Origin of the sequence: Halomonas sp. KHS3, from assembly GCF_000830495.1 — a bacterium.
Classification (GTDB): Bacteria; Pseudomonadota; Gammaproteobacteria; order Pseudomonadales; family Halomonadaceae; genus Vreelandella; species Vreelandella titanicae.
In genome coordinates this window covers 151315-160366 of sequence record NZ_JWHY01000008.1, presented here as the reverse complement: position 1 = coordinate 160366, position 9052 = coordinate 151315, and the positions used below count along the sequence as shown (strand labels likewise).

Here is a 9052-nt window from a genome sequence, read left to right as displayed (position 1 = left end):
GGAAGACGCCATGGCGGATCTCGCCATGGTGTTCCACTGGGAACCCAGCGCCATGGACAACATGGAACTCGAAGAACTCATGCAGTGGCGCGAACGCGCCCGCAAACGCCACGAAGGCAGCAAGCCCGGTAAACGCACCAAATAGGAAAAAAGCCGATGTCGCGTAATCTACGCCTGCAAGTCATGTTGAACGCGGTAGATCGCGTCACCGGCCCCCTAAAGCGAATGCGCCAAGGTGCCGGGCAAACCGCCCAAGCCATGCGCGAAACCCGCGACCAGTTAAAAGACCTGCAGCGGCAACAAAGCGACCTCACCAGCTACCGCAAAGCCAACGCCGCCCTGCGCACCAATACCCGCGCAATGCGCGACGCCCGCACGCGCAACCAGCAGTACACCCAGGCACTCGATAAGCAGCGCGAAGCCCACGCCGGTATTAAATCTGGCCTGACCGTTGCCCGCCGGGAATACGACCGCCTCGCCCGCGAACTACTCAAAACCAAGCAGCCCAGCGACCAGCTGACCGCCTCGCTGGAACGCGCCCGCGTTCGCCTACAGGGCCACCAAACCGAGTTCGACCGCTCCGCCCGCGCGATGCGGGAATACCGCAACCGAACCCGTCACGCAGGCGAAGAGATCAAGCGCCTCACCCAGAACCACGCCACCCAAACCGAGCGGGTGCGGGGCTTAAAAACCCGGCTGGATGAAGCGGGCATCAGTACCGACAACCTCGGCCGCAGCGCCCGGGAGCTGCGCACCAAAGAGGAACGCTTAAACACCGCGCTGCAGGAACAAAAGCGCCACTTATCTGAAGTCGCCGAACGCCAGCGCCGCTTAACCCAGGCCCGCGACCGCTACCAGAATGGCATGGCCAACGTCGCCCGCGCCCAAGGGGTGGGCATGGGCATGTTCGGCACCGGTATCGCCCAAGGCTACGCCGCCTCTCGCCTGTTAACGCCTGGCGTTGCCTGGGCGGAACAGATGAGCACCCTACAGGCCGTTGGCCGCTTCGATGCCGACGACGAACGCTACCAGGGGCTACGCCAGCAATCCCGCAACTTAGGGTCAACCACCGCCTTCAGCGCAACCGAAGTGGGTGCAGGCCAAGAGTTCCTACTGCGCGCAGGTATGAGCGCCGGGGCCATTCAGGCCTCAATGAAAGACGTGCTCGCGCTATCGCTGGCCAATAATACCGAGCTGGCCCGCGCGGCGGATATTGCCTCCAACATCGCCGGGGCGTTCAAGGTCGATATGGAAGCGGAAGGCGCCATGGCCCGCGTCGGGGATATCCTCTCCGGTACCGCCAGCCGCGCCAACGTTAACCTGGAAATGCTCGGCGAAACCATGAAGTACCTGGGCGGCGCCGAAGACCTCAAACTCACCATGGAACAAGCCGCCGCCATGTCGGGCATTCTCGGCAACATCGGCATCCAGGGTAGCCAGGCCGGTACCACCATGCGCGCCATGATGAACCGGCTCACCAACCCCGCCGCCAAGGGCGCGGCCGCGATTGAAAACATTGGGCTCCAAATATCCGACGCCAACGGCAATATGCGCGCCATGCCCGATATTCTGCGTGATATCAGCCAGGCCACGGCGGATCTGGGCAACGTCGAACGCAAAGCCATCATGCAGGATATCTTCGGCGTAGAAGCGGGCTCCGGCATGGCAGAACTGGTCGACGCCATGGGCAGTGGCCAGCTGGATGACATCATCAATGCCCTGGGCGACAACATGGGCGAAAACGCCCGTATGGCCGAAGTCATGGCCGACAACATCGGCGGCGATTTAAAGAACCTGCGCAGCGCCTGGGAAGAAGTCGGCATCAGTATCACCGACACCAACGACGGCCCCCTGCGCGACCTGGTGCAAACCATCACCAAGATTACCCGCGGTGTCGGTGACTGGATCAAAGCCAACCCCGAGCTGGCGGGCACCATCGCCAAAGTGGCCGCGGCCATGATCGCCCTGGCAACCATCGGCGGCGCTGTCACCATGACGTTTGCCAGCATTCTTTCCCCACTGCTGTTCGCCCGCTTCGCCATGTCCACCCTGGGCATCCAAGCAGGCGTGCTAGCCCCGGTGTTAAAAACCGCAGGTGCTGCCCTGTTTGCCGTAGGCAAAGCGCTAACCGTCGGCCTACTCGGCGCACTCAAAGCAACGGCGGTATTCCTCGCCACCAACCCGATTGGCTGGGCCATCCTGGCCATCGCCGCCACCGCGCTGGTGATTTACAAATACTGGGAACCCATCAAAGGCTTTTTCCTGGGCCTATGGCAGCAGGTGAAGGACGCCTTTGGTGACGGCATCGGCGGCGTTACCCGCCTGCTGGTCAACTGGTCACCGCTTGGCTTGCTCTATAGCGGTATTTCCTCCGCGTTAGGCCGCCTGGGTATTGAGCTGCCCGGGTCACTGGCCGAGCTGGGTAGCAAGATGATCGGCGGCTTATCCAACGGCATGAACAGCGCCATGGGCTGGGTGCGTCAATCAGCGGATAGCGTATGGTCAACGGTTAACGCCGCCTTTGGTGACGGCATCGGCGGCGTGTCGCGCCTGCTCATCAACTGGTCACCGCTTGGGCTGTTGTATAGCGCCTTCACCAATACCCTCGAAAGCCTGGGCATTTCAGTGCCGGAAAATTTCCGCAGCCTGGGCGGCTTTATTATCGACGGCCTGCTCGGCGGGCTGACTGAAAAGCTCACCGCCCTACGCGAACGCATGACCAACATCGCCTCCAGCGTGGCCAACTGGTTCAAAGGCGTGCTGGGCATTAACTCCCCCAGCCGCGTGTTTGAAGGCTTCGGCGTCAATATCGTCGAAGGCATGATCAACGGCATCGGCAGCATGATCGGCGCCCTGCGCGACCAGGTGATGGGCATGGCGGGCAATATCGCAGGCTGGGTACAGGACGCCATGGGTAGCGCGCTGGATTCACTCAGCAGCGGTGCCAATCGTGCTATCCAACTTGGAAAGGATACGGCCGCCGGTTTAGGGCAAGGGATACGCGATGGTGCCAATCGTGCGACGGAAAGCGCCGCCAATCTGGCCAACGACGTTACCAGCACGGTACGCGGCTGGCTGGATATCCACTCCCCCAGTCGCGTGTTTGCCACCATTGGTAGCTACGTCTCCCAAGGCCTGGCCAACGGAATTGAAGCCGACGCCGATGGCCCCGTTAAACAAGTGCGCAGCATCGCCACCCACCTGCGCAATGCCGCCGCCGGGCTAATGCTGGGCGCAGGGGTGGCATCGCCCGCTATCGCCCTGGAAGTGGAGCGGCCTACGTTACCCCAGCTGGGCGCATTAGAAATCCAACGCCCAGAGCTGCCCACGCTCCATAGCGAGGTGGCCACACCCGAAATGCCCACGCTTGATGCGCTACGCATCGAGCGGCCAACGCTGCCCACGTTACCCGAGCTGGGCGCGATGGAGATCCAGCGCCCCGAGCTGCCCACGCTCTATAGCGAGCTGGCCAAGCCGGAAATGCCCACGCTTGATGCCCTTCGCATCGAATGGCCAGAACTCCCCCAATTCGACCCGCTACGCATCGACACCAGCGGCATACAGATCGACGCCCGGCCGCCGCTACAAAGCCACGCCAGCCAGCCCAGCGGCGGGCTGGTGATTCACGGCGGCATCAACATCGAGATCCACGCCGCCCCGGGCATGGATGAACAAACACTGGCAAGGCTGGTAAACGCCGAAGTACAGCGCGCCCTGCGCGATGCAGAACGCCGCGCCCAGGCAACCCACCGCAGCGCTTTCCACGACATTGATTAAAGAGCAGCGAGGAATATCACCATGATGATGATTTACGGCATGTTCGTGTTCGCCCTCGACACCGCCGCCTATCAAGAGCTGCAACGCCAAACCCGATGGCGGCAGGAAGCCCAAGGCCGGGTCGGCTTACTGCCCGCCCGGCAGTTTCTTGGCCCAGGGGAAGACACCTTCACGCTCACCGGCACCCTTCACCCCCAGTTCACCGGTGGCCAGCCCCACCTGGATCAGCTGCGCGACATGGCCAGCCAAGGCCACGCCTGGCCATTGATCGAAGGCACCGGCAAAAACTACGGCTTTTTTGTCATGGAAAGCCTAAAGGAGCGCAAGGTCGCATTGATGCGCGACGGCGCCGCCCAGCAAATTGACTTTGATATGGTGCTGCACCGGGTAGAAGACGATAACGGCAACCTGCTGGCCATGCTCGGCCCGCTGGCAGGCATGGCCATGCGCGCCGTGCCGAGGCTCGTGTAATGATTCCCGCGCGACGCCCCGCCTATTCAATCGGTGGCATGGCAGCCACCGGCCGCCTGCAAAGCCTCACTATCACCGACCGGCGCGGCACCACCACCGACGAACTCACCATGACGCTGGAAGACCACGACGGCCGCCTCGCCATCCCCCCGCGCGGCAAGATCCTGACCGTGGCGCTCGGCTGGGAAGGTGAAGCCCTGGTGGATCGCGGTAGCTTTACCGTGGATGAAGTCGAACACTCAGGCGCACCGGACGTGCTCACCATCCGCGCCCGCAGCGCCGACCTGCGCAAAGAGAACCCCGCCAAGCGCTGCGAAAGCTACCACGAGAAAACCCTCGAAGAGATCGTGGCCACCGCTGCTGGCCGACTAGGCTTGGCCCCGAACATCGCCAATGCGCTGGCGGGCATCTTTATCGACCACATCGACCAAACCGACGAAAGCGACCTGCACTTTTTGCACCGCCTGGCAGAACGCTATGACGCCCTATGCATGGCTAAAAACGGCAACTTACTGTTTATGCCCATGAACGGTGGCGTGACCGCAGGCGGCACCCCCATTCCTATGCTCACGCTTAAGCGCGGCGTAGGCGACACCCACCGCTATCTCATCGCTGACCGTGAAGAGTTCACCGGCGTGCTGGCTTATTGGAGCGACCTGGAAAGTGCCGAGAGAAAAGAAGTGCTGGTGGGTAGCAGCGACAACACCAAGCGCCTGCGCCACACCTACGCAAGTGAGGCCCACGCCATTGAAGAAGCCAGCGCCGAACTCAAGCGCCTACAGCGCAAGCACTCCGAACTCACCCTGGAACTAGCCGAAGGCCGCGCCGACATCTACCCCGAAACCCCGGTCACCGCACAGGGCTACAAGCCAGAAATCGACGCCACGCCCTGGATCATTGATGAAGTGACGCACAATTTCACGGAGCGGGGGTATACCTGCAGTATTAGGATGGAGACGCGGGGATAGTTGTCTCACAGGTAAATAATGGGCTGTACGTTACTCCAGTGGTAAGATTGCTCATCTTCCGGTACACACATCACAGGAACAGAAAATTTCTGTTTCAGTTTTTTGGCATGTGCCGGGCAATCGAATTGGGAAAGTCTTTATGTGCCGTGTGATCCAGCAAAAAATTGAACGCATTCGAGCAGGCAATGCCCCCCGGGTGCTTGATCTGTTCGCCGGATGTGGCGGAATTTCATTAGGGTTTCATGCGGCCGGGTTTCAAAATATCGGCGCTGTAGAATTTGACCCTGCAGCAGCGCGTTCACATGCGATGAACTTTCATGGGCATCTCCCTGAAGAGATGCGTGCAGTCCATGCAAAAGCCAGAGACATCACGACCACCGAGCCATTTGATTTACTGAATGAACTGGGAATAGAAGGCATTCCAGAAGAACAGGTTGATGTCATTGTAGGCGGCCCGCCCTGTCAGGCATTTGCTCGTGTAGGTAGAGCAAAACTCCGCGAAGTAGCAGAGCACCCGGAAGCGTACCTGAATGATCCGCGTGGCAACTTGTATCTACGTTACCTGCAGTATGTAACCGCACTTCATCCCGTGGCCATCCTGATGGAAAACGTACCCGACGTGCTGAATTTCGGTGGTCATAACATTGCAGAGGAAGTATGTGAAGCTCTGCGTGATTTAGGTTATGAAGCACGATACACCATGCTCAACGCAGTATTTTATGGTGTACCCGAAATGCGTGAACGGATGTTCCTGGTGGCCTATCGCAAAGAGCTCCAATGCACAGACTGGTTTCCCAGCCCAACGCACTGGATTGACCTGCCACGTGGTTATCATGGGTCGCGTCAGGTGGCCATGAAGACTATCAAGCGAGATCTGTTGGATGAAGAAACTCGCTTTTTTATCGACCCACCAGAACCCGAGCAGGCAGGCTTAAAGCCCGCGGTAACGGCTGAACAGGCACTCTCCGACCTGCCCAAAATTACCGATGATTCAGAGCAGAAGCTCAAGAAAGGGCCGCGCCGTTTCGACATACTTCAGTGCTACCCGGCAAACAATCGCTTGAACGAATTCCAGCGCATCATGCGTAACTGGGAAGGCTTTGAGTCTGGCGATGGCGTTCATGACCATGTTATTCGTTACCTGCCCCGCGACTATAAGATTTTCGCGCGCATGAAGCCCGGCGACCAATACCCGCAGGCACATACCCTGGCCAATGAAATGTTTGAAGAGCGCTTGGCAGAGATTCAAAAGAAGGAAGGCTTTCGCCCATTGGAAGGCACAGAGCGATTTGAGGCTGAAAAGAAAAGCTTTATACCGCCCTATGACCCTAATAAATTCCCCAACAAATGGCGCAAGATGGAAGCCGATAAGCCAGCCAGAACGCTAATGGCTCACCTGGGCAAAGACAGCTATTCGCATATTCATTACGACAGCCAGCAGGCTCGAACCATTTCCGTTAGAGAGGCGGCTCGCTTGCAGTCTTTCCCTGATGGTTTTACTTTCACAGGGCCAATGAACCCCGCTTTTCGCCAGATTGGCAATGCCGTACCCCCACTAATGGCAAAGGCACTGGCTGAAACCATCAGGCAACAACTAACAGGGAATGCAGTTCATGTCGCGCAAAATCGCATTGAAGAAGTTGACGTTATCTGACCTGACCATTTTTGAATGCCATTTCCGCAAAGGAGATGCAGGTAACCAGAAGTCAATCAACCTTAACCGGAACGTTTTGGAAAAACAGTTTTATCCAAATCTGACGGCAGTTGCTGAAGAAAACGATTGGCAACCCTTTATTGTTAACCTGACGATTCAGGGCCCAGGTAGCTCATCACCACAGGTATTACCCCAAAAAATCATCAAAGGTGGGACGTACAAAAACTGGCGGCTCAACGGCAAGCTTATTCCGACACCTGATGGAGATGAACGCTATCAGGTACTGTCTGCAGGCGACTACGCCATTATGGAGTTTACGGGTGCAGCATGGCCCAGTCAGATGCAAATGACACTAGTAGCGGCAGGTCACCCTGAGGACACTGGCCTGCATAGTGTATTAAGCAGCTTGTACCCAACCTTAAGTATGAAAGAGCTTGAACTCGAAGAACTGACCGAGATTGATGATCAAGTTCAAAACCTTATTTCACCTGATCATCCGTTCCGGGACTTGCTGGAAACTCAGGATCTGGAAGATGCTGCCCTGGGCGGCACCGCGGGAATCCGAAAACTCAGGAAACGCCGCCGCGCACGCAGCGTATCTTATGAAGAGTTGCGCAAAGCCAAAAAAGCCGCAGAAAATGTCGGTCGTCTTGGGGAGTTTCTACTGGATCAATATTTTGCTGACCAAGTAGGACAGGGAATCGACAACTACGAGTGGGTTGCAAATGTAAATGCAATTGCGCCATTTGATTTTGAACTGACTATCAACGCCGATAAGCAGTTAGTTGACGCCAAATCAACAGCTGGCGACTTCAAAAATCCAATACACATATCTACTGCAGAAGCGGAAGAGATGTTTTACTCAGATTATGAGTACAGAATTTATAGGCTTTATGATGTAAAAGAAGGCTATGCCAAACTCAAAATATCTGCTCCGATGAAAGGTTTCTCAAGGCATATTGCTCACTGGATGAGAACAGCTCAGGAAAGTCACCCGCTGACGGGCGTAAGCATAGATAGTTTCTCTGTACACCCATCAATACTTGAATGGGGACAGGAAATTATTATTGATTATCAGGAATTTGACGAACCGGAGTAGCCTATACCCCCTCGTTCGAAGGATGTCCTGACTCGGCCCCAACGCACCTACTGCATGAGCCGCATCCAGGGCAAAAACACCAAACCCGAAATGGCCGTGCGGAGCTACCTGCACGGCCAGGGATTCCGCTTTCGACTTCATCGAACCGACCTTCCCGGCAAGCCCGACCTTGTGCTGCCTCGCTACCGCCTGGTGATCTTTGTACACGGCTGTTTCTGGCATCGCCACAGAGGGTGCTTTTATGCGACTTCACCAGCCACCCGAAAAGAGTTCTGGCGTAACAAGCTGGAAGGTAATGTAAGCAGGGACTATCGCCAGCAAAAGGAACTGATTGAACTAGGCTGGCGGGTGCTGGTGATATGGGAGTGCGGCATTCGTCATGCCCATGAAGCGCTCAATGGAGTGCCAGCGCTTATTACGGGCAACGATGTATTTAACGAATGGCCCGGCTCTCCACCACGCCAGCGCAAAACCTAGCCAAACAAAACCCCCGGCCACTCCAAATAGCCGGGGGTTTTTATTGCCGCAATCTTCTGACGAAGCGTTTCCGCCACGCGTGCTATTAGGCGACCACACCACTATGCCAAACATGCAGAACAATTAATGTAAGCATTTTGCCATCTGTTTGTAAGAAATAACCTATACCGCCCAACACCTAGCCTGCCTCACCACCACCCCTCGGTACTGCTTAGCGGTGATAAAACACCCCTGCCCACCGGCGGTGGGCAACAATCGGCAGCGGCTGCCCACACGGTGGGCTTTGAATAACCGGTACTCGCCCTCCACCTCCGCCACTACCAAATCGGCATGACCAAACGAACGCGCCTCATCCACCACCAGCACATCGCCCTCCATCCACGGCCCGCCTGGGCGTGCGTCCTCGCTAATCTCCACCAGAAAGCAGCTGGGGGGAAATTTTCGGCTATCCATTTCGGCCACTGCCGGGTGCTCCACGCCCACCACTGCTGGCCCCAAGTAATTTACTCGCATGCTGTTGCCCTGTGCTTGCTCCACATTAAGCGACGACTCTTAGTGTTTACCTGTCGCTTCCCATTTGTATAATACTGTATAAATCATCAGCAA

General features: G+C 57.2%; 8 protein-coding genes. 7 read left to right on the top strand and 1 reads right to left on the bottom strand.

Features of this window, described 5'->3' with window-relative positions; genetic code table 11:
• The first annotated feature begins 10 nt into the window (after positions 1-10).
• The 7 genes from RO22_RS24275 (at position 11) to RO22_RS17860 (ending at position 8446) form a co-directional block, all read left to right on the top strand.
• Positions 11-145 (top strand): GpE family phage tail protein, encoded by a 135-nt coding sequence (locus RO22_RS24275; protein WP_084625444.1) that lies wholly within the window; start codon positions 11-13, stop codon positions 143-145.
• A gap of 11 nt (positions 146-156) precedes the next feature.
• Positions 157-3777, top strand: a complete 3621-nt coding sequence (locus RO22_RS17885; RefSeq protein WP_041158951.1) for a phage tail tape measure protein — start codon at positions 157-159, stop codon at positions 3775-3777.
• 21 nt (positions 3778-3798) lie between these two features.
• Positions 3799-4248 (top strand): phage tail protein, encoded by a 450-nt coding sequence (locus RO22_RS17880; protein ID WP_041158950.1) that lies wholly within the window; start codon positions 3799-3801, stop codon positions 4246-4248.
• Positions 4248-5216: a contractile injection system protein, VgrG/Pvc8 family gene (locus RO22_RS17875; protein ID WP_052475675.1), complete on the top strand. Its 969-nt coding sequence runs from the start codon at positions 4248-4250 to the stop codon at positions 5214-5216. Before RO22_RS17880 ends, RO22_RS17875 begins: the two co-directional genes overlap by 1 nt.
• Positions 5217-5364: 148 nt before the next feature.
• Positions 5365-6870, top strand: coding sequence for a DNA cytosine methyltransferase (locus RO22_RS17870; protein WP_200890266.1), 1506 nt, complete (start codon positions 5365-5367; stop codon positions 6868-6870).
• Positions 6830-7969 (top strand): hypothetical protein, encoded by a 1140-nt coding sequence (locus tag RO22_RS17865; protein ID WP_041158948.1) that lies wholly within the window; start codon positions 6830-6832, stop codon positions 7967-7969. The genes RO22_RS17870 and RO22_RS17865 overlap by 41 nt, the downstream gene beginning before the upstream one ends.
• 3 nt (positions 7970-7972) lie before the next feature.
• On the top strand, positions 7973-8446 hold the full coding sequence (locus RO22_RS17860) for a very short patch repair endonuclease (protein ID WP_268747816.1): 474 nt from the start codon (positions 7973-7975) through the stop codon (positions 8444-8446).
• Between the two features lie 162 nt (positions 8447-8608).
• Here the strand turns inward: RO22_RS17860 and RO22_RS17855 are convergent, their stop codons facing one another.
• The gene (locus tag RO22_RS17855; RefSeq protein WP_152618917.1) at positions 8609-8959 is read right to left on the bottom strand and encodes a hypothetical protein; all 351 of its coding nucleotides are present in this window, start codon (positions 8957-8959) and stop codon (positions 8609-8611) included.
• Positions 8960-9052 lie beyond the last annotated feature (93 nt).